Annotated in this window: 17 protein-coding genes; 14 read left to right on the forward strand and 3 right to left on the reverse strand. The window is 64.8% G+C overall.

Translation table 11 applies throughout. The features are described 5' to 3' along the window. Positions 1-61 precede the first annotated feature (61 nt). The 9 genes from JOF29_RS17320 to JOF29_RS17360 all read left to right on the forward strand — a co-directional run bounded on the left by JOF29_RS17320 (position 62) and on the right by JOF29_RS17360 (position 11792). Complete coding sequence (locus JOF29_RS17320; protein ID WP_209695208.1) at positions 62-922, forward strand: hypothetical protein; 861 nt, start codon at positions 62-64, stop codon at positions 920-922. Between the two features lie 126 nt (positions 923-1048). Beyond that, positions 1049-2812 carry an ABC transporter ATP-binding protein gene (locus JOF29_RS17325; RefSeq protein ID WP_209695209.1) on the forward strand — a complete coding sequence of 588 codons (1764 nt, stop codon included), beginning with the start codon at positions 1049-1051 and terminating at the stop codon, positions 2810-2812. Further along, positions 2805-4589, forward strand: coding sequence for an ABC transporter ATP-binding protein (locus JOF29_RS17330; RefSeq protein ID WP_209695210.1), 1785 nt, complete (start codon positions 2805-2807; stop codon positions 4587-4589). The genes JOF29_RS17325 and JOF29_RS17330 overlap by 8 nt, the downstream gene beginning before the upstream one ends. A 133-nt stretch (positions 4590-4722) precedes the next feature. After that, positions 4723-5673, forward strand: coding sequence for an ABC transporter ATP-binding protein (locus JOF29_RS17335; protein ID WP_209695211.1), 951 nt, complete (start codon positions 4723-4725; stop codon positions 5671-5673). Continuing rightward, entirely contained in the window at positions 5673-7019 is a 1347-nt protein-coding gene (locus JOF29_RS17340; RefSeq protein WP_209695212.1) for an ABC-2 transporter permease family protein, read from the forward strand. Before JOF29_RS17335 ends, JOF29_RS17340 begins: the two co-directional genes overlap by 1 nt. 95 nt (positions 7020-7114) lie before the next feature. Further along, positions 7115-9784: an alkaline phosphatase family protein gene (locus tag JOF29_RS17345; protein WP_307863417.1), complete on the forward strand. Its 2670-nt coding sequence runs from the start codon at positions 7115-7117 to the stop codon at positions 9782-9784. A 47-nt stretch (positions 9785-9831) separates the two neighbouring features. Then, positions 9832-10488 (forward strand): DNA/RNA non-specific endonuclease, encoded by a 657-nt coding sequence (locus JOF29_RS17350; RefSeq protein ID WP_209695214.1) that lies wholly within the window; start codon positions 9832-9834, stop codon positions 10486-10488. Between the two features lie 67 nt (positions 10489-10555). Continuing rightward, positions 10556-10939, forward strand: a complete 384-nt coding sequence (locus JOF29_RS17355) for an antitoxin YezG family protein (RefSeq protein WP_209695215.1) — start codon at positions 10556-10558, stop codon at positions 10937-10939. Positions 10940-11060: 121 nt separating this feature from the next. Further along, entirely contained in the window at positions 11061-11792 is a 732-nt protein-coding gene (locus JOF29_RS17360) for a helicase domain-containing protein (protein WP_245357640.1), read from the forward strand. Positions 11793-11813: 21 nt separating this feature from the next. Here JOF29_RS17360 and JOF29_RS17365 read toward each other — a convergent pair whose 3' ends face one another. Further along, the gene (locus JOF29_RS17365) at positions 11814-12125 is read right to left on the reverse strand and encodes a hypothetical protein (protein ID WP_209695216.1); all 312 of its coding nucleotides are present in this window, start codon (positions 12123-12125) and stop codon (positions 11814-11816) included. Positions 12126-12623: 498 nt separating this feature from the next. Beyond that, complete coding sequence (locus tag JOF29_RS17370) at positions 12624-13793, reverse strand: helix-turn-helix domain-containing protein (protein WP_209695217.1); 1170 nt, start codon at positions 13791-13793, stop codon at positions 12624-12626. A 579-nt stretch (positions 13794-14372) separates the two neighbouring features. Between JOF29_RS17370 and JOF29_RS17375 the strand changes: the two genes are divergently transcribed. The 5 genes from JOF29_RS17375 (at position 14373) to JOF29_RS17395 (ending at position 18504) form a co-directional block, all read left to right on the forward strand. Then, positions 14373-14693, forward strand: a complete 321-nt coding sequence (locus JOF29_RS17375; protein WP_209695218.1) for a hypothetical protein — start codon at positions 14373-14375, stop codon at positions 14691-14693. Beyond that, complete coding sequence (locus JOF29_RS17380; RefSeq protein WP_209695219.1) at positions 14686-15069, forward strand: hypothetical protein; 384 nt, start codon at positions 14686-14688, stop codon at positions 15067-15069. Before JOF29_RS17375 ends, JOF29_RS17380 begins: the two co-directional genes overlap by 8 nt. Before the next feature lie 878 nt (positions 15070-15947). Further along, complete coding sequence (locus JOF29_RS17385; protein ID WP_245357641.1) at positions 15948-16091, forward strand: hypothetical protein; 144 nt, start codon at positions 15948-15950, stop codon at positions 16089-16091. Between the two features lie 215 nt (positions 16092-16306). Continuing rightward, positions 16307-16642: a hypothetical protein gene (locus JOF29_RS17390; RefSeq protein WP_209695220.1), complete on the forward strand. Its 336-nt coding sequence runs from the start codon at positions 16307-16309 to the stop codon at positions 16640-16642. 77 nt (positions 16643-16719) lie between these two features. Further along, positions 16720-18504: an FtsK/SpoIIIE domain-containing protein gene (locus JOF29_RS17395; protein WP_209695221.1), complete on the forward strand. Its 1785-nt coding sequence runs from the start codon at positions 16720-16722 to the stop codon at positions 18502-18504. A 698-nt stretch (positions 18505-19202) separates the two neighbouring features. Here the strand turns inward: JOF29_RS17395 and JOF29_RS17400 are convergent. Beyond that, on the reverse strand, positions 19203-20816 hold the full coding sequence (locus JOF29_RS17400) for a recombinase family protein (RefSeq protein WP_209695222.1): 1614 nt from the start codon (positions 20814-20816) through the stop codon (positions 19203-19205). Positions 20817-20823 lie beyond the last annotated feature (7 nt).

The following is a 20823-nucleotide window of genomic DNA, read 5'->3' on the forward strand; positions in this document are numbered from 1 at the left end:
ACCTGCCGGCCGGGCGGCTCCCTGCCGTCCGGGACTCCTTCGCGCCCCGAGAGGCCGCCGTATGCCCGCCATCCCCACCCACCTGTCCCGCACCAAGATCGCCCTCGGCGCCGGTCTGTTCGGCCTCGTCGCCAGTTTCGTCGTCGCCGTCACCGGCACGTCCGGGGGAGCGCGGGCGGACGCCCAGAGCCCGGCGCCGGCCCGGCACTTCATCGCGAACCTCAAAGGCGCGACCACGCCGTTCGCGCTCGGCTACAACCTGGCCGACAAGTCCTCGGTCTCCAGCCTTAGCCTGCTGCCGGCCGCGGTGCAGTCGGTGTTCTGGCTGGGGCAGAAGTGCCCGAAGCCGGCCGACAGCACGTTCAAGGCCACGGTCGACGCGCTGGCCTCGAACCCGAAGGTCTTCGCCTACTACCTGTCCGACGAGCCGCACATCGGGGACTGCCCGGGCGGCCCGGCGGCTCTGCGGTCGCGTGCGGATTACATCCGTGCGGCGAGCCATGGCCGGCAGAAGTCGTTCGTCGTGCTCAGCAAGGTCACCGACTACAAGCCGTTCGCACCGGCCAGCAGCCATGTCGACCTGGTCGGGCTCGATCCGTACCCCTGCTCGACCGCGCATCCGCAGTGCGACCTCGGCAAGATCGGCGAGAAGGTCAGCGCAGCTCGCTCCGCGGGTGTGCCGCCGGCCGCGATCGTGCCGGTGTACCAGGCTTTCGGTCAGGAGCGGACGACGAGCCACTACTACAACCAGCCGACGGCGAGCCAGGAGCACGCGATGCTGATGGAGTGGAAGCGGCTCGTGCCGGCCCCGGTCATGGACTACACCTACGGCTGGAGCAACCAGAGCAGCGCGGCTCCGACCCTGGTCGACTCGCCCGCCCTGCAGAAGGTCTTCGCGACCTTCTTCGCCACCGGTAACTGACGGCCGGATTGCGGTCACGTCCGGAAACTCGGATGCAATCTGTCGGTGGCTCGCACTACGGTCGGTCGAGTGCTGACTCTCCTGCGGTACGGCGTTCGGGTTGCACCTGGAAGCACCCTTCTGACGATGGGTCTGGCTGTCTTCGGCTCGCTGCTGGGGATGGCGGTCACGTTGCTGACCGGCCGGGTCGTCGGGGCGGTTCCCGGTGTGGTCGATCGTGCACACGACGGGAGCCCGGGGGCGATGCCGATCGGCGAGTTCAGCTGGTTGCTGGGCGGGCTGCTGGTGGTGTTCGTCGTCGACAGCCTGAAACCCGCGGTGCAGCAGGTCGCGTCGATGGTGATGGACGCCGGCCTGGTCCGCGCGATCGGCACCGGCATCACCGGACCGCTGCTCGCGCCGCGCCGGATCCAGCACCTCGAGGACGCCGAGGTGCTGGACGTGCAGGAGCGTGCGAAGGGCAAGGGCGGGTTCCATCTTGCGCAAGGCCTCGGCAACCTGCCGTGGCTGCTCGCGAGCCGGGTGACGCTGGTCGGCTCGGCGGTCATCGTCGGCTCGATGTTCGCGTGGTGGGTGGCCGCCATGCTGGTCGCGGTGACGTTCCTGCTGGAGTGGTACGGCGGCCGGCTGATCGAGCGCGAGATCGACGTCTGGTGGGGGAACACCGAGGAGCAGCGGCGCTCGCACTACCTCTTCGACCTCGGCATGCGCGACGCCCCGAAGGAGCTGCGCGTCTTCGGCCTGCACACCTGGCTCGTCGACCGGTACGTCCGTGAGTGGACGGCAGGGTACCGCCCGGTCTGGGCGCGCCGGCGGACGAACGCGAAGTGGTCGCTGCTGATCGGCGGCATCCACCTGATCGCCAACGGGATCGCGATCCTGGCGGTCGGCCGCGCGGCGTACGACGGCTCGCTGCCGCTCACCCAGGTTGCGACCGCCTTGCCCGCGATCCTCGCGATCGGCCAGTCCAGCAACGGATTCGGGGTGGTGCAGGTCCGTCGCGGGCTCTCGGCGTACCGGGCGATGCGGGACCTGCCGGGCACGATCGCGGCCCGGCATCCGGAGCCGGTGGTGACCACGAAGCATCGGGTCGAGACGATGCCGGCCCGGGAGATCCGGTTCGAGAAGGTCAGCTTCCACTACCCGGGCTCCGGCAAGGCGGTGCTGCGGGACCTCGACCTCACGATCAACGCGCGCGAGGCCCTCGCGCTGGTGGGGATCAACGGTGCCGGGAAGTCCACGCTGGTGAAGCTGCTAGGCGGCGCGTACCAGCCGACCAGCGGGCGGATCCTGGTCGACGGCGTCGATCTCGCCGAGCTCGACCTGGCGGCCTGGCAGCGCCGGGTCGCGGCGATCGTGCAGGACTTCGTGCGGTTCCCGCTGACCGTGACCGACAACGTCGTGTTCGGAGCGGTCGAGCGCGCGGGGGACGAGCTGACGCTGGCCCGGGTCGCGCGCGAGTCCGGGATCGACGACGTCGTACGGCGGCTGCCGAAGGGCTGGGACACGATCCTGGACAAGACGTTCGACGGCGGCGTCGACCTGTCCGGCGGTGAATGGCAGCGGGTCGCGCTGGCGCGGGCGTTGTTCGCGGTCCACGCGGGCGCGAGCGTGCTGGTGCTGGACGAGCCGGCGGCGGCGCTCGACGTCCGGGCGGAGTCGGAGCTCGTCGAGCGGTACCTGGAGCTCACGTCGGGGGTGGCGTCGCTGATCATCTCGCACCGGTTCTCGGTGGTCCGGAACGCGGACCGGATCTGCGTGCTGTCCGACGGCCGGATCGTCGAGGACGGCACCCACGAGGAGCTGCTGGCGATCGACGGCGAGTACGCCGGGATGTTCCGGCTGCAGGCGGAGCGGTACGTGACCGGACCGGAGGCCGTCGATGCCTAGGTCGCTGCGGATCCTGTGGCTGTGGATCACCACGTCGTTCCGGGCGGCGCCGTGGCTGATGACGATCTCGACGGTACTCGTCGCGGCTCGGGCGATCACCGCTCCGGCGCAGACGTACGGCGTCAGCCGGCTGGTGGACGGGCTCGCGTCGGGGCGGTCGGGCACGGTCACGCTCGGCGTCGCGATCATCGTCGGCGGCCTCGCGGTGTCGTTCCTCGCCGACGGTCTCGGTGCGCCGCTGCAGGACACCGCCCAGGAGCGGATGGCGGGCCGGGTGCACGCCGACCTGCTGGACGTGACGACCGGCATCCCGGGGCTGTCGCACCACGAGCGACCGGATGTGGCCGACCGGCTCGAGCTGGTGCGTGAGCGGGCGTGGCGGATGGGCGTCGGCGCCGAGGTGCTGCTGTGGGCGTTCGCGACCGTGACCAACACGGTGACCGTGCTGACGCTGCTCGGCTCGGTGCATCCGGTGCTGCTCGTGCTGCCGTTGCTCGGCGGCGTGCGGATCTGGTCGGCGTACCTGAGCAGCACGCGACAGCAGAAGGCGTGGGAGGACTCGATGCCGCAGGAGCGGCTCGTCGAGCGGCTGATCGAGGTCGCGAAGGACCCGCGGACCGGCCTGGAGGTGCGCTTGTTCGGGCTCGGGAAGGTGCTGCTGGACAGGATCTTCACGTTGCAGACCGAGCGTTTCGACCGCCGGGTGGCGGCCGCGCGCTGGGGCGGGAAGGTGGACGGAGCGGTCCGGCTGGTGTTCGGGCTGGCGTACTCCGCCGCGATCATCTGGGTCGTCGCCCGGGCACGGAACGGGCACGCGTCCGCGGGTGACGTCGTACTGGTGCTGCTGCTCGCGCCACAGGTCGACCAGATGACGGGCGGTATCGCGCAGAACGTGTACTGGGTCGGCGAGGTGGTCAGGAGCTTCAGCCGGTACGACTGGCTGCGCGAGTACGCGAAGCAGAACGCCTGGCGGTCGAGCCGGACGCCGGCGCCCGCGCGGATCACCGAGGGGATCGAGCTGCGGGACGTGGGATTCTCCTACCCTGGTTCGGATTCCGCGGTGCTGAGCGGTATCGACCTGACGATCCCGGCCGGGTCGGCGGTCGCGCTGGTGGGGGAGAACGGTGCGGGCAAGACCACGTTGGTGAAGTTGCTGGCGCGGATGTACGACCCGACGTCCGGCCGGATCCTGGTCGACGGCGAGGACCTGGCGACGATTCAGCCGGACGCGTGGCGGTCGCAGCTGTCGGCGGGCTTCCAGGACTTCGTGAAGTTCGAGTTCACCGTCCGCGAGGTGGTCGGGATCGGCGACCTCGAACGCGCCGACGACGAGGACGCGGTCCGGGCCGCCGTCGTACGCGGTGACGCCGAGTCGGTGGTCGCGGGGCTGCCGCGGGGGCTGGATTCCCAACTGGGCAAAAAGTTCACCGACGGGGTCGAGCTGTCCGGCGGGCAGTGGCAGCGGCTCGCGCTGGCTCGTGCCTTCATGCGCGAGCGCCCGCTGCTCCTGCTGCTCGACGAGCCGACGGCGGCGCTCGACCCGGAGGCGGAGCACCGGCTCTACGAGCAGTACGCCGACGCCGCGAGGATCGCCGCCACCGAGACCGGCGGCATCACCGTCCTGGTCTCCCACCGGTTCTCCACGGTCCGGATGGCCGACCTGATCGTGGTCATGCACCGCGGCCGCGTCGAGGAGTTCGGCACCCACGAGGACCTCCTCGCCGCCGGCGGCCGCTACACCGAACTCTTCGAACTCCAGGCCCGCGCCTACCGCTAGCGGAAACTACGCCGGGAAATGAGACGGAACTGAGAAGTGACTGAGAGGTTGGCTGCAATCAGTTGCTGCCAGTTCGCCACTAGTTAACCTTCGGTCTTCACGCGGCCGTACATCTCTTTCTAATGTATTCACCATGGACACACCGCCCGCTGTCCGTGCCCGCGGAATCACCAAGTACTTCGGTGAGGTCGTGGCGCTCGATGGCGTCGACCTCGACGTCGCACCAGGTCAGCTGCACGGCCTGGTGGGACCCAACGGAGCCGGCAAGACCACTTTGCTCGGCCTGCTGCTCGGCCTCGCCGTTGCCGACAAGGGCAACCTGGAGATCCTCGGTACGCCGGTCGGCCGCGCCCTCGCCGTACCCGACGGGGTCGCCGGTTTCGTCGACGGACCCGGCCTGTACCCGTCGATGACCGCCCGGCAGAACCTGTCCGCACTCGCCGCGCTGCGCGGGGACGGGGCGCAGCAGATCGACGAGTACCTCGAGCAGGTCGGCCTGACCGACGTGGCCGACGACCGCGTCCGCGGCTTCTCGCTCGGCATGCGCCAGCGGCTCGGTCTGGCCGCCGCGTTGCTCACCAAGCCCCGGCTGCTGATCCTCGACGAGCCGTCGAACGGCCTCGACCCGGCCGGCAAGAAGCACGTGTACGGCGTCCTGACCAAGCTGGCGGCGGACGGTACCGCGGTGATCCTGTCGAGCCACCGGATGGACGACGTCGAGGCGCTCTGCTCCGAGGTGACGATCCTGGCGACCGGCCGGGTGGCGTTCACCGGCCCGATCAGCAAGCTGGCGTCCGAGGACAGCGAGCTCGACTACCGGGTGCTCACGTCGAACCCGGTCGTCGCACGACGCGTCGCCCGGGAGACGGCGGGCGTCCGGCTGCAGGAGACCGACAACCCACAGGACGACGCCGAGCTGCTGATCATCTCCGCGCCGGTGCCCGCGCTGGACGAGTTCGTGAAGGCGCTCGTCCGGCAGGACGTCGCCGTACGGGAACTCGCGCCGGTCGTCTCGCCGCTCGAAGCCGCCTTCCTGACCCTGACTGAACAGGCCGCCCTCACCGAGCAGCAGGAGACCGACTGATGACAGCCACCGTGGCTGCCCCCGACAGCCCTGTCGTACGCCGGGTCCCGATCACCCGCGGGTACCGCTTCGAGCTCGTCAAGCTGCTGTCGCAATGGCGGGTCCGGGTCCTGATCATCGCGTGCTGGCTCGCGCCCGCGGTGTTCGTGACGGTGATCAGTCAGCAGGCGTCGCTGCCGGTCGACACGCTGTTCGGCCGGATGATGCACGCGACCGGATGGGCCGGCCCCCTTGTGCTGCTGGGTTTCTCGGGCTCGTGGGCGCTGCCGCTGCTGACCTCGCTGGTCGCCGGTGACGTGTTCGCGTCCGAGGACCGGCTCGGCACCTGGCGGCACCTGCTGGTCGCGGTCCGGTCGCCGCGCCGGATCTTCGTGTCGAAGGCGCTCTCCAGCCTGACCGTGATCGTCGTACTGGTGATCGGCCTGGTCGTGTCGAGTACGGTCAGCGGTCTGCTCGTCGTCGGCAACCGCCAGCTGATCGGCCTGGACGGACATCTGCTCTCGCCAGGCGATGCGGCCGGCAGGGTCCTGCTCGCCTGGCTGTGCGCGCTCGCACCGACGCTGGCGCTGGCCGCGATCGGCCTGCTCGGCTCGGTCGCGATGGGCCGCTCGCCGATGGGGTTGCTGCTGCCCGCGGTCGTCGCGCTCGCGATGCAGATCGTGCAACAGCTGCCGATTCCGGTCGCGCTCCGGCTCGCGCTGCCCGGCTACGCGTTCATCAGCTGGAACGGTCTCTTCACCGAGCCTGTCCAGCGCGGACCGCTGCTGATCGGCGTCATCGTCAGCCTCGCGTGGGCGGTCATCGCGACGGGCCTGGCCTACTTCCTGTTCGTACGCCGCGACTTCACCAACCCGACGCACGACGGCTCGGGCCGCCGGGCGTTGACCGCCGGGCTGGTACCGCTCGTCCTGCTGCTCGGTGTCAGCACCGCGGCGCTGGCCCCGATCACGGGCTTCGGTTCGGGGATCGACCAGGACAAGGTGCAGCGCGCGGTCGCGGTCGAGTTCGCCCATCTGTACCGCCTGCAGACCAAGCAGCTGAACCGGGCCGATGTCACCGAGGCTCAGCTGCAGACCGCTGCCGAGTGCACGAAGGGCGGCGACCAGGTCGCCGCCCGCGGGCCCGGCAACGACTGGCGGTGCGTGGTCAGCTGGCACCTCCCTGGGGTGGACGCAGCCGGCTCCGCGATCTACCAACTCGACATCAACCCACTCGGTCGGTACGTGTCCGACGGGGACGGACCGAAAGAAGTGAACGGCTTCTTCCTGGTCCGCACCCCGACCGGGGACGAACCGAACCCACTGTGGCAGTTCGACGGCAACATCGAACTGCTACCCGTGAAGTAGTGCCAACCGAAGGGATCACTCCCATGCAGGTAACACGCCGCCGCAGGCGTGACGAAACGGGCCCGTCCAGCCCCTTCCGGCGCAGGGTTCCACTGGTGACGGCGGGTGCCACGGCGGTCGCCGTGACGCTCGCCGGCACCGCAGTCGCCTCGACGACGGGCTTCGGACACGACCAGGTCGGGCAGGTCACCGACAAGGGTCAGGTCATTTCGTCCGACCAGTACATCAAGCCGATCGGCGACCGTCTCGTCCTCCAGAAGGGCAAGATCATGTCGTCCTCGGTCAGCCCGGACGGCACGCACCTGGCCGCCTCGGTGACCGACGGCGGGATGGCGCTGGCCATCGTCGACCTGAAGAACTGGAAGGTCCAGCAGTACGTCGGCAACAACGCTGCCGCGGATCTCAAGATCCCCGGCAACGACGTCGGCCAGGAAGGCCCGACGTACTCGCCGGACGGTAAGCAGGTCTGGCTGGGGCAGACCGACGGCTACCGGAAGTTCGACGTGAACGCCGACGGCTCGCTCGCGAACCCGGCGTTCGTGGCGATCCCGGCCGACGGTGCGAAGCACTCGCTCGCGGCCGAGGCCGTGTTCTCGGCGGACAGCTCGACCGTGTACTCGGCGGTCAACGGGCAGAACCGGGTGATCGCGATCGACACCGCGACCGGCGCCATCAAGCAGAGCTGGGCCACCGGCAACGCGCCGCGCGACCTGGTGATGGTCGGCAACAAGCTGTACGTGAGCAACGAGGGCGGCCGCCCGGCGAAGGCCGGCGACACCACGATCAACTCGTACGGTACCGACGTCGTCGCCAACCAGAACGCGGTGACCACCACCGGTACTGTCAGCGTGATCGACCTGTCGAACCCGTCGGCCGCGCCGGCCAGCATCGACGTCGGGCTGCACCCGACCGCGGTCTACGCCAAGAACGGCGTCGTGTTCGTCACCAACACCGCCACCAACTCGGTGTCGGTGATCGACACCAGGCGCGGCAAGGTCACCCAGACCATCGCCACCCAGCCGTGGCCGGAGGCCTCGGTCGGGTACGAGCCGGACGGCGTCACGCTCACCGACGACGGCCACCTGCTGGTCTCGCTCGGTCGCGCGAACGCGGTCGCGGTCTACAAGTTCAGGAACCCGCTGGAGCCGGTCAGCTACGTGGGTCTGCTGCCGACCGACTACTTCCCGGCCGAGCTCGCTCAGGTCGGCAAGGACATCGTGGTGTCGAACACCCGTGGTGTCGACGCCCGCCGGGACACCACGGCTGCCGGTCACAGCACGCACGACACCACGTCGAGCCTGACCAAGTTCCAGTTGCCGGACGACCAGGCGATCAGGAAGTACACCAAGACCGTCTTCGACCAGAACGGCTGGACCAAGGGCTCGGCGCAGGTCGCCACGGACAAGGGCCACCGCAATCCGGTGCCGGTCCCGGCGAAGCTTGGTGCCCCGTCGACGATCAAGCACGTGTTCCTGATCGTCAAGGAGAACCGCACCTACGACCAGGTGTACGGCGACATCCCGGCGGGCAACGGCAATCCGGCGCTCACGCAGTACGGCGAGAACGTCACGCCGAACCAGCACGCGCTGGCCAAGCAGTTCGGGTTGTACGACAACACCTACGACATCGGCACGAACTCCGCCGAGGGTCACAACTGGCTGATGCAGGCCGACAACCCCGAGTACACCGAGTCCTCGGCCGGTGAGTACCTGCGCAGCTACGACACCGAGAACGATGCCCTCGGCCACCAGAAGAGCGGCTTCATCTGGACCGGTGCGCAGGCGGCCGGCAAGTCCGTGAAGGACTTCGGCGAGTTCCAGTCGATCGAGCAGAAGCCGGCCGGGGCGACCTGGCAGAACCTGTACTGCGACACCAAGACGATGCAGTCCACCGGTGCGGCGACGCAGTACCCGATCACGGTCGGTTCGGCGATCCCGTCGCTGAACGCCGTGTCGGTCCAGGGCTTCCCGCAGTTCGACCTGAACGTCCCGGACATCTACAAGGCCGAGATCTGGAAGAAGGACTTCCAGAAGAACGGCCCGGCGAACTTCAACATGTTCTGGCTGTCCAACGACCACACCGGCGGCCCGAACAGCGGCCCGGCCGGCGTGGCGGACAACGACCTGGCCGTCGGCCGGATCGTCGACCAGATCACGCACAGCAAGTACTGGAAGGACTCGGCGATCTTCATCGCCGAGGACGACTCCCAGGCCGGGCTCGACCACATCGACGGGCACCGGGCGCCGATCCAGATCATCAGCCCGTACGCCCAGCACGGCGCGGTGGACAGCCACTACTACACCCAGATCACGATGATCCGCACGATCGAGCAGATCCTCGGGATCAAGCCGATGAACCAGAAGGACACCGCGGCCACCCCGATGTTCGGCGCGTTCACGAGCAAGCCGGACTTCACGCCGTTCTCGGCGGTGCCGAACCGGACCTCGCTGACCGCGGGCCTGAAGACGCCGCCGCCCTGTGGCAACGACGTCCCGGCGACGCAGAACCCGGCCGCCGCTCCGGTGCCCTCGGCAACGGTCCCGGCGGACCAGCAGGCGGTCGCTTCCACGTGGGACACGTGGAAGTCGCGGCAGCTCTTCAACGCCCCGACCGCGAAGCCGGACACGGCAAGCCCGGTACTGATGAACCACTTCGACTGGTACCAGGCGCACAACTGGTCCCTGCCGTACCCGGGCGAGGCCAAGATCTTCGCGCCGAACGACGTCCCCGGCGCGGTGATCCCCGGCTCCGAGAACGACGGCTGACACTTTGCGGTAACCACAAGTTAAGAACCGGCCTGTAGAAACACTGCATGCCACAGCGCACGCGGGCGTCGGCCCGGATCGAGCAACCCGCCGATCCGGCCGATGTCCGCGTCGTCGGTTACGGCCCGGACAAGCCGCCGGCAGTGCCGGACAAGTACGCCGACCTGCCGGTGCACCAGGAGAAGTCCGGCCACGGCGACGACTGGAACCCGCAGCTGATGGACCCGGAGCCGACGTCGGTGTACGTCGTCGACGACCGCTACCTGTACGTCACCGACGAGCACGGCCGGGTGACACACGCCGAGGGCTGGCTCGGGCGGCTGGACTCGAAGGACAACGAGGACCGCCGCAACCTGGACGCGCAGCGCGACGCCGGCAAGCCCGATCGGCAGCGCACCGACGACGGCGGACATCTCTTCGGTACGGCGTTCGACGGGCCGGGCGAGTCGATCAACATCACCGCGCAGTCGCGGTCGCAGAACCAGGCGGTGAAGGGCGTTACCGACAACTGGCGGGCGATGGAGGAGAGCTGGCAGGCGATGCGCGCCGCCGGCGTCCAGGTGCACGCCGCGATCGACGTGAAGCATCCGAACGGTGCGACGCTGCGTCCGTCCAGCCGTACTGTCGTGTCGCGGCACGAGGGGAAGCGGTCACCCCGGAGTATCTTCAGGGAGACCAAACCTCTGGCCAAGGGAACCGAATGAGCGAGCGAACAAAAAGCAGAGCCGAGATTCTCGCTCAGACCGGAGCCGAGCGGAGCGAGGTGGAGGCTTGAGCGAGATCGGCGTCATCGACACGATCGCCCGCGGGCTGGTCGCGGAGCTGCCGGCCGGGTGGCGCGAGGTGACCGCGGTCTACCGCGCGACGTCGTCGTACGCCGAACTGGACGCGGACGTGGACGGCGCGCAGGTGGAGGTGCTGCCGGAGGGGCTCGAGGACCACTTCGAGGAGCTGCGGCGGGAGATGTACCGCCCGGGCAAGGGCACGTGGCTGACGGCTCAGCTGACCATCACCTCCACCGGCCACTTCTCCACCGACTTCGACTACGACGGCAGGCCGAACTGGTCGATCCCGGTGGACGAAGGCATCTACGCGGCGGACCTGTCGGTCTTTCCCCGGGACGACGAGAACGTGCCGGACTGGATGCGCCGTTAATTAGGTGGCGAGGGCAGGCGGGCGCTGGTAGCGTCGCGGACCTGTCTTTTTCGGGATCGAATCGAACCGGATGGATCTGCTCCGGGGCGGGACCCAGCTTACGATTCGAGGCTCTTCTCCGATGGCCGAACCTGAGTTAGCGACCGAACGCGCCTACCTGTCCGCCGCCCGCACCGCACTGCGCTCGATGTACGCCGAGGTCGTGGACCGTGAGGTCCAGACCATCGGCGGCGAGGACAACGACGAGCGTTTCACCAACGAGGCCAACCAGCGGGCCAAGCAGATGCGTACGCACGCGCTGCTGGACCTGCCCGACGTACCGCTGTTCTTCGGCCGGCTCGACTACGAGCGCGGCACCATCGAAGGGCACGACCAGATCTACATCGGCCGCCGGCACGTCCACGACGGCACCGGCGTACCGCTGGTGATCGACTGGCGCGCACCCGTGTCGGTGCCGTTCTACCGTGCGACCACGGGCGATCGGCAACAAGTGCTGATGCGCCGCCGGTACGGGTTCTCGGACACACGATCAGGCACAGCTGACCTGACCGGTTTCGAGGACGAGTCGCTGACGGCGGTCGTGGAGACCGACCAGGCGGACGCGTTCCTGCGCGCCGAGATCGAGCGCCCGCGGACCGGCCCGATGCGTGACATCGTCGCCACCATCCAGCCCGAGCAGGACGACCTGGTCCGCGCGCCGCTGCACCCGAGCGTCTGCGTGCAGGGAGCGCCCGGCACCGGGAAGCCCCGCCCCGGAGCAACACACACTACCCGCCGTCGCCCGGCTTGGCGACCCAGTGTGGACGTTTCCGCAGGTCAGACGCCAGAAGGACCCCTCAGCCGTGCAAGCTGAGGGGTCCTTCTGGGGAGCGCGTCAGGGGGCAAGTAGAGCCTTGACGAGGAAGTACGCCGACATGCCGCCGATGATCACCAGGCAGGCCCAGAACGCGAACACGAGGCGGGGCGACTCGCGACCGGCCGCCTTTGCCTCGCTGGCGTCGCGGTATTCGTCCATCTGCGCGCGGGTGATCGCCTCCCCGATATCTAGCGCTTTCCCTTGTGTCCTTGGGGTTCCAGCCGGGGTGATGATCCGGCTAGGTGGCTTGGTCGGCTGGCCCATGGTGAGCCCAAACGACAGGGTGCGCGCAGCGTCGCTCATCACCGGCTTGTCTTCCTTGCGTGCCATGTGTTGCCCTCCGTTTGGAACGTGCTTACGACCGCAACCGTCGCGCGACGCGAACGGCTAGCAGACCAATGGTACCGATGACCACGATGGGTACGGGGGCGGCCACCATGCAGGACGACGTTTTGCGGTGGTCGGTGTTTCCTTTGTGGTTCTTACCGGCTGCCTTGTCTTTGTATTCCTTGTATTCGCTCATTAGAACCTCTGTCTACTGGGTGTTATCCGATTCACCAACTGGGGTTTGCCAAGTGATATACGAAGATTGTGCGTCTGTCACGCCGCCGTGAGCGGCTGCAAGTTCATTCACCATTCGGACCGGAACGGCGAGGTACCAACCGTCCGCGCCCAAGTAGGGTTGCCAGCTTTCGGGAAGGTCACCAACGGTTGATACCTCCGAGATATCAACCGTCATTGAGTCGGGATTGAACAATCCCTCAGGCGTGAGGCGCTGAAGCCATGCGAAACCATCGTCGCAGAATATCCAGCCTTGCTGTAATGCTGTCATCGTGCTCGTAGCGCTTCCGCGAGTTCTTGGACGGCATCACGCTTGCGCTCTTTCGGGGGGACGGCTTGATACACACGCTGCGCCAAGCCGTGCACGACTCTGCTCGTCTCAGTGGCCAGCAATTGGCGAGCTTGGATGACGCCGGTTTCTATATCTTTGCTCTGCACGGCACCCCATGCGCGGTGCATATCCAGTTGGGCGCGCCACCGCTTAGCAGCGTCGGGAAGTTTCTCGGCTTCTTTCTGGATTGCTTCGGCTTTCGCGACTTCACCGAGAGCCGTATAGGTCCAGCTAGCGGCGATAGCCAGACGCCAACCAGGCATGGAGAAAATCGAGCTTGAGTCTTGTTCCTGCGCAAGTTCTAGCGATCTATAGGCGGAACCTAATGCCCGATTTGCTGATTGCGCATCGCCTCGACTGGCGAAAACGTGAGCCTGTGCCGCGTGAGCTTCTATCACAGCAGCCGACGACCCTCCGAACGCTATAGGTAGCTCGGTGGAATGCAGCACTTCAGTACCCTCGCCCCCTTCGTAGAAAATCCGGTAAGCGAGTCGTGCGCGACTCCAAGCGCGTAGGTCCTTATCCCCGGAGTGATCGGCCAATTTGACCGCTGTCTGATACCAGCGTTTCGCCGTGACGACATCTCCGAGACTCGCGACTGATGATCCGTAAACCATTGCAAGGCGAACCCCATGCCTCCCGCGTAACTGTGGATTTGCGGAAAGCACCATTAGGTCCCCTACGGCACGCGATGACAATTCGGACAGCGGCTCCGTCATAAACCCTCTGCCGTACGCGGTGACGATACCTTCCCACTCATCGGCGTCCGGCGAAAGGCTAGCCGCACGGTCAAGCGAATGACGGAGGGTTTCAGCGACCACATTGGGAGCGATCGCACCAACGCTAGTAAGTGTTCCAAGCGCCTTTATCAAAGTGCGGCGGTACACCTCGTCATCATCTCCTAAGCGTTCCAGCTCCGCGAACAAGCCCGCTGTTTTGAGAGCCTTATCGACTGCTTGGGCGAACGCTGCCGTGGGCTTTCGCACCCCGGTTTCTACGTGCCCAATGAAGGCACGCGAAAGGTAGGTAAGACTCGACAGTTGCCTAATGCTCAACTGTTGCGAGTTGCGTACCGACCTCAGCGCTTCACCGAAGCTCGCATTCATGTACCCATCATCCCTTGCTTGTACGGCCAATGCACACACTGCCGGTGATTTGTAGACAAGCTGTAGACGCCTGAGTACTGGTCAGGAAGGCATCCCACCTACCAGGCTACTCACTCACCGGATACATCGTCGACACAGTCAGTGACGAACCAGGCCGTGACCAGCGCGGACCCGGTCGAGACAGGGGAGGCCACGAACCATGACAGGCGGCGCAGCAAGGCTGAGACAGTGCCACCGCTCTAGGCGTGGAGTCGAGTGGAAATGATCACCGGCAGAAGGCGGGTCCGCGTGTGGTTTGGGACGAATTCGATTGCCGACCACGTCGCATGTTCGGATTTGGCCGCCACGTATGAGAGGGCAATGCGTCGGCGTTTCCCGTCATTGCGGGTAACGAATGAGCCACTTCCGGACCTGCCAGACCCCAGCACCCTGCTACCGCTGCCGTGAGCCATGGGTTTGCAGACATTCTCAATCAAGTAGCTGTGTTTCTGGCCTTCTGCGGAACAGGCTTTGTTCTAGCCGCCGCATGGGTGCTGCACAAACGCAGTCGATCATGAACCAAACTCACGGGGCCTCAAAATGAATGACGAACTGAAACCGATAGTAGTCGGCTACGTGCAGCATCGGCCGATGATATCTCCTACAGAAATGTTTGAGATTCAGGGCAAAATTATTAGGCATGCACTATCCAAAGGGTTGGAAGTCGGGGCGCTTTTCATCGAGAGGGAAGCGATGAGTCAGAGCGCATTCGACTCCGCTTTTGCAAAGCTGGACACCTACGGACCGCGCTACCTGATCATTCCCGGTATTGACCATCTCGACCATATCGGCGGGAGTGAACCACTAGCGGTGGTCGCCGACCTGACCGCCCGTGGAATTGAGGTGCTCATTGTTGCCTGAAATGTTCGCGACCTACACCCGACCCGACGGCGGGACCACGTCAGACAACAAGTCACCTAAAGCGTTCGTCGCAATCTACTTGCAAGAGCAGAAGGAAACGACGCCGAAGGAAATGGAGTTGATCGTCCAGCGCATGGAGAGGTTCGCGGAATCACACGCACTAGCTGTAACCGAGACATTTATCGAGCCGTTAAATACCCGCCCACATGCTGTAGCACACAGGGCGATGGTGACGAGTCTTCGGGGACGCCGGAAAAGGTACCTGATCATTCCAGGCGTCCACCATTTCGCGAACCTTGGCAAGAATCCCCTTGCCGTACTGGGGGACCTAAAAGCTTTCGACGTAGAGGTGTTGATTGCCGGACACGTCGAATAGACCCGTCAGGGTGATTGGTGAGCAATGGGAGGGGGCGAGCCTTCCAGTTGCCCGATTACACCTGACGTCGGCGGGGCGCGCGTGGTGTGACCATTCCGCCCATACGGAAAAGAGAACCACGCCCGCCCCGCCGTATCCAAGCCACAATTTCCCCGCTCGCGGTCAACCCTAGTTACGACCCCTCACAGCGAGCGGGGGAATTGTGAAAACCCGGCGTTCCCCGTGTGCCCGAGCACACAGGGAACGCCGGACCTAACAACTGAATAGCTTTCATGTATAGCGCGATTCCGTGGCCGCAACCCACTGGGACATACCGTAATCATTCGGACACTCCCAGTAGGCGGCCGGTCGGAGTCGCGCTTTTTCGATTAACGATTAACCCCGTTGCCGTTGGCAACCGCACGCGCGAATGCACGTGCACTTGCCGGTGCATCCGCGTGAGCGGTGAGCGTGAAAACGGGTTATCCACAAGGGTTCTGACGCTGTCGGCCGGTCTGTGCTGCACTGGTTGCCAGTGGCCCATAAGTCCTTGACACAAGCGTGTATGGCCTTTTGCAGCTTGATGCAACGGCAAACGCTTGATTGCCAGGGTTGCCGGGGGCAATGATGGTTGGTCCCGCGAGACGATTGGAGGTGGTTGGTTGAGAAACGGTCAGCATGTGCGGTTCGCGACTCGTTGCGCGTGTGGTGCGCAGAAAGAGCGTGGCCGGACTAGCTGCAAGAAATGCGCTCGCCGTGTTCGGTTCTGGCGTGCGGAAGATTGTCGGTAAGCCTCACTCCGGCAATCAACGGGGTCGCCCTCTCTCTCACCCAAGGAGATCGAGAGGGGGTGATGAACACTGCAAATATCATTGTCGCTGGTTTTGGCGTTCGGGATCATGGTTGTCCTGCTGATCCGTTTCGGTGGCCTTAGGGTCCTCCACGCGATTATCTGCACGCTGTTCGGGTTTCTGCTTGCAGCAACCTGGCTTGCGCCGCAGATTCAGCAGTTCCTGACGAACCTGCCGGGCGCTGGTAAGTAGCTGACAATAGGTCGGGTCCGGTCTTTCGGGGTGGAGTATTTCTATTCCCGGACCCGGCCACCCCGGCAGGGCAAAAAAGTTTTTCTTATGCCCCAGGCCGGCTGACGACAACCATTTTCATTAAGCGATTAGAAGGGAGTACCGCATGAACCCAATTATCCGTGTTTAACACATTGGTGGTGACCTGTTTTTTGAACGTCCCTTCTGTACCTCGTATGACGCTTTATGACATTGACGAGGCCCGCGCCCGATTTGAGGCGACCCTTCGCGTGGGCCCGATTGACGACCTTTTCCGTGCGGCGGTTCTGTCGTCGTGCGACGTTCCCGATCTCGTGAATGAGGTCTACCGGCTTCGGGCCAAGTGGCAGATTCTGCAGGCTGCCTGCCTTGCCGGTTTGGGTATGGCGGTTGAGAACGACCCTCGACCGCTCGACATGTGGTTTGCGGATTCCCCGTGGGTATTCGTGACAGATGCGCTGCCGATGCCTCCGGGTTTTCACCCGCTGGCACAGGTCATTCCTGCGCGGCGGTGGGGTGGTCAGTCCCTTTGATGCGCAGACGGAATTACCGTGGCGCGGCCTCTCCCTATGGGAGGGGCCGCCCCGGCCGCCATGGCCGGAGAGACGAAATGTGGATCGTTCCCGTCCGTCAAGGCGGAGACGTGTTCTATGTGGGCGACGAATTCTTTCGCGCTCTCTGGCGTTACCGCGCCGAGCTCGCGCCCGTGTATTGGCTCATCGGGTGCATGGTCGGCGGTGCATGGCTGCACGCGTCCGGGCCGAATTGGTGGCCTTTCCCTGTAGTGGCCGGACTCACTGGATTGGTGTTACTCACCTTCCGGCCTGCCGCATTGGTCAGCCGTTATCCGTTGCTCACTCGGTGGCGGGTCCGGCTATGGGGAACCGGATTCATTCTGTCCGTTTCCGTGTGGCTGACCATTGCAACCATCATCGGCCCGACAGCCGGGAAAATGGAACTGATTGCCTTGCTGGCAACGGCGGGATTCGCGGTGCCGTGGATTTGGCGGGAGGACCGGCGACGCCTGACAAAGGTGCGCATTCTGCGGGACCGGTTCCCCGATACCGCCGACGCTGCCGGACTCACCGGCGCAAAGATGCTGTCCGCGATTCTCGACAAATGGGGCTGGACCGCGAGAATCAAGCTCCGACGCGGCCAGCACTGGACCGACGCAATCAACGCACTACCCAAACTGGAATCGGCATTCGGCGCAAGGAACGGATCATTGCGCGTCGAGCCCGTCAATGACGATGCCGGATCGCTCACCCTGCGCATGGTCGAGATTGACCCCCACTCGCAACCAATCGAATGGGCACCCCGACCGGGGAAACGCAACCAGTCGATCACGCAACCGCTCACGGTCGGCGTTTTCGAAGACGGTTCCGATATCTCGGTGTCGTTCCTGCGCAAACACGTTCTGATCGGTGGCGCAACCGATTCGGGCAAGTCTGGCCTGTTGAATGTGATCCTTGCCCGCCTCGCGGAATGCGGCGACGTCGCGTTGTGGGGAATCGACCTGAAAGAAGGGATGGAACTCGCGCCCTGGTCGAGAGTCCTCGATCGGCCAGTGGCAACCAGTAATGACACTGCGGAAGAATTGCTGGCCGCGGGAGTCGAGGAATTGGAAAAGCGCGCGAATTTTTTAATGGCCTCCGGCCGGCGTGAGTGGGATCCGAAATTCGACGCGCCCGCGCTATTCATTATCATTGACGAATACGCGGAACTCTCAAAGAAGGCACAGAAGCTCGCGGATTCGATCGCACGGCGTGGCCGCGCGCTGTGTGTGAACCTGATTATTGCGACCCAGCGGCCGACTCAGAAAGCGATGGGTGAAGGTTCGGCGCTACGGTCGCAAATGAATATCCGGTTCTGTCTCCGGGTGAACGAGCGTCCCGACGTGGATTTGATTCTCGGCGCGGGGAAACTCACGGCCGGTTGGGACACAACAATGTTCGACGGACCGGGGAAATTCCTCGTGTCCGGACCGGGGTTGGACACTCCCCGGCGCGGTCGCGCCTACCGGATCACGGACGGCGAAGTCAGGGTGACGGCCGACCAGCACGCCCGCCATGCCGACACAGGACCGGCCGGAGGCTCTGAGAGCCGTTCTGACGGCCGTTCAGGGGGTCAGGGGTCCAACGGGTCACCCGCAGGTGTCTCAGGCCCGGAAATGGCGCTCTGGGCAGCGTTGAACGACGCTCCGGCCGAAGGCGTCTCCGTGGCCGATCTCCGTGCCGTGACCGGGCACGGCAAGACCCAGCTCTACCGGCGTTTGAACGCACTCAAGGCACAGCAGCAGGCCGAACAGGTCGGGCGCGGTCTGTGGCGCTCTGCCCGCGCCGACACGGCCACTCAGGGCCAGCAGGAAGGCGACCCCGAATCTCACCCTGAGTGATCGTTCCACGGTAGTTCCAAAGTTCCAGAATCTCGCGCGCGCCCGCACGTTGAGGCACACGTTCGGAACTTTGGAACTACCCGTGCACACTCCCTGCACGACCACGCACGGTGACGACCACCGGAGGCAGTGGCGGGCGGGGTGGCTGGGCCACCGCGAGGGGGTACACACGATGGCCCAGCCGTTGCCACACGCAACGAACCGGCGGTGACACCAGCCGTTGAACGCGTGCGGCAAAAAGAATCTTATCGCGGTGCGACCAACAAAGCACATTGGAGGCGATAACCAACGCCAACCCGTAAACAACCCATCAGCCCCGCCGAATCGACGGCGAGAAAGGAGAAAGCCACACCAACCAGCCAACCCACAACCAAGGAATTGATGCGCGCACGATTGGAGGCAATGGCGCAACCCCGCGATTCCGATAATCCGGCGGTAGCGGAATTGCGCGCAGCCTTGCGCGATCCGGTCCTTATGGCCGGAGTCGTGGACGAGATCGCCGACACTTGGGATTTCACCCCCGAACAACTGGACACGCTCGCCGTCCTGCTCCGGCGACCTAACAGCTACCGGAAGCCCACCACTACCTAGACACAGAAAGCGCGGAACCCCAGCCAATCTATCCGGCTGGGGTTCCGCGCTATTTATAGTCGATCAGGTTTCGCTCTGCTATTGATCAGGTGTTTCGGGTCTGCCGCCTAATCTACGTACACAATATCAAGCTTGTGCTTAGGTTCGATATGAACCCCGTTGGGGTCGAATCCGCTTCCGCGCCGTCCGGTCGGGAGAATGGTTACCGTCAGCAGCCGGTCAATGATGATTCGCTTATTCGCGACCGGGAGAGCCTCAAATGTGGCGATCGGGTCAACAGCGTTAATGATGTAGGCCAGCGGGTCAGACGAAACCGACGCATTCAAGGCTTCATCAATTTCCGCAATACGCGCCATGCCCGCTTTTGTCCCGGCTTGGACCTGACGACGGGTCCGCAGCTTCAATACTTCATCTGCTGCCAACTGGTCGAGCGCGTCACGAATGCCGGTCCGCTCGGAGCGCAACGCGACCGCGTCAATTTCCGGTGCCGGTTCCTGCAACAACTCGTATGCCTTCGGGTGAGTGAACGCAGCGAATAGCCGTGACTGCACGAACCTGTCCGTATGGGCGACATTGCGGGTCAGGTGGTTACGTGCCTTGCAGCAGTAGCGGGGCAGCCTGCCCGCAACCGTGACCTTCATCCTTACCGGCTTATCGGCATCCGGCGCGAATCCCTGCGCGTCAAGAGGTGTGCATTTGCCGCAACGGTAAACGCCGGTCCCCATCCATTTCTCAGCCGGACCGCCCGGATTGGTGACCCGGTCGGGGTCCGTCAGTTTCAGTACTACCGCCTCGAATACTTCACGCGGAATGATCTCCGGCCACACCGCTTTAACGCCGTCGAGGATTTCACCCTGAAACTTCATCAGTCCGGCATTACGCGGCCGGATCAGAATATCTTTCAAGACTTCCGCCGACCATGGCGCACCCGACACCGTGGACACGTCACTGTCTCGCAGTTCTTCGGCCATGCTCGCGAGGCTCACACCTTGCAAAGCGCGGTACGAAAGATCCTCGATAATGTCATACTCGAAATCAATCGGGGTTTCACCAGCGCTACACGTCCGGCCGCCATGAAACGGGCAAACATACAAATCGTGATCCTCGCCGTCCGGAACCTTTGGCGCACCACCGCAGAAACCAAAGGGACGCTTGCCCCCGCCGAACCTGCCCGCTCTCGCCTGCCGCTCTCGCGCATTGGAAACCCGCCGCGCGGTATCCCGCGACGACTTGTTAGCAACCAGCACCCGAATTTCGGCGTCGAAATTGTCGCGCCCCTTTTCCAACCGCAGAGAGCCAGTGACGGACTCGACCCGAATCGGATAGGGCGAATGCTCGACCAAATCAATCAAATCTTGCAAGTCCCGTGAATCACGGAACGCGCGGTCAAGATCGAGCGCGATCAAAACGGTTGCGCGGCCAGCGGCTAAATCGTCCATCGCCTCCCGCAGGTCCGGCCGCCACACCCGATACTCACGCCGACCATCCGGCAACGTGACAAGGCGCGTCTTATACGCCGACAGCCGGGGATTCTTAATAACCTTCCACACAACACAACCCAGTTCATCGGATTTCTGTTCCATCCGGAAAATCTGATCACCCAACGCCGCCGGAATACCCTCGTCCGTCAGGTCGAGATCCTCGCGGTTATCCGACAGCCGACCCAAAAGAATCGACCGCTCACGCCCATCAGCCCCAGTCAGGTACTCCACGGTGCCCATCCTCTCT

Source organism: Kribbella aluminosa, from assembly GCF_017876295.1.
Taxonomy (GTDB): domain Bacteria; phylum Actinomycetota; class Actinomycetes; order Propionibacteriales; family Kribbellaceae; genus Kribbella; species Kribbella aluminosa.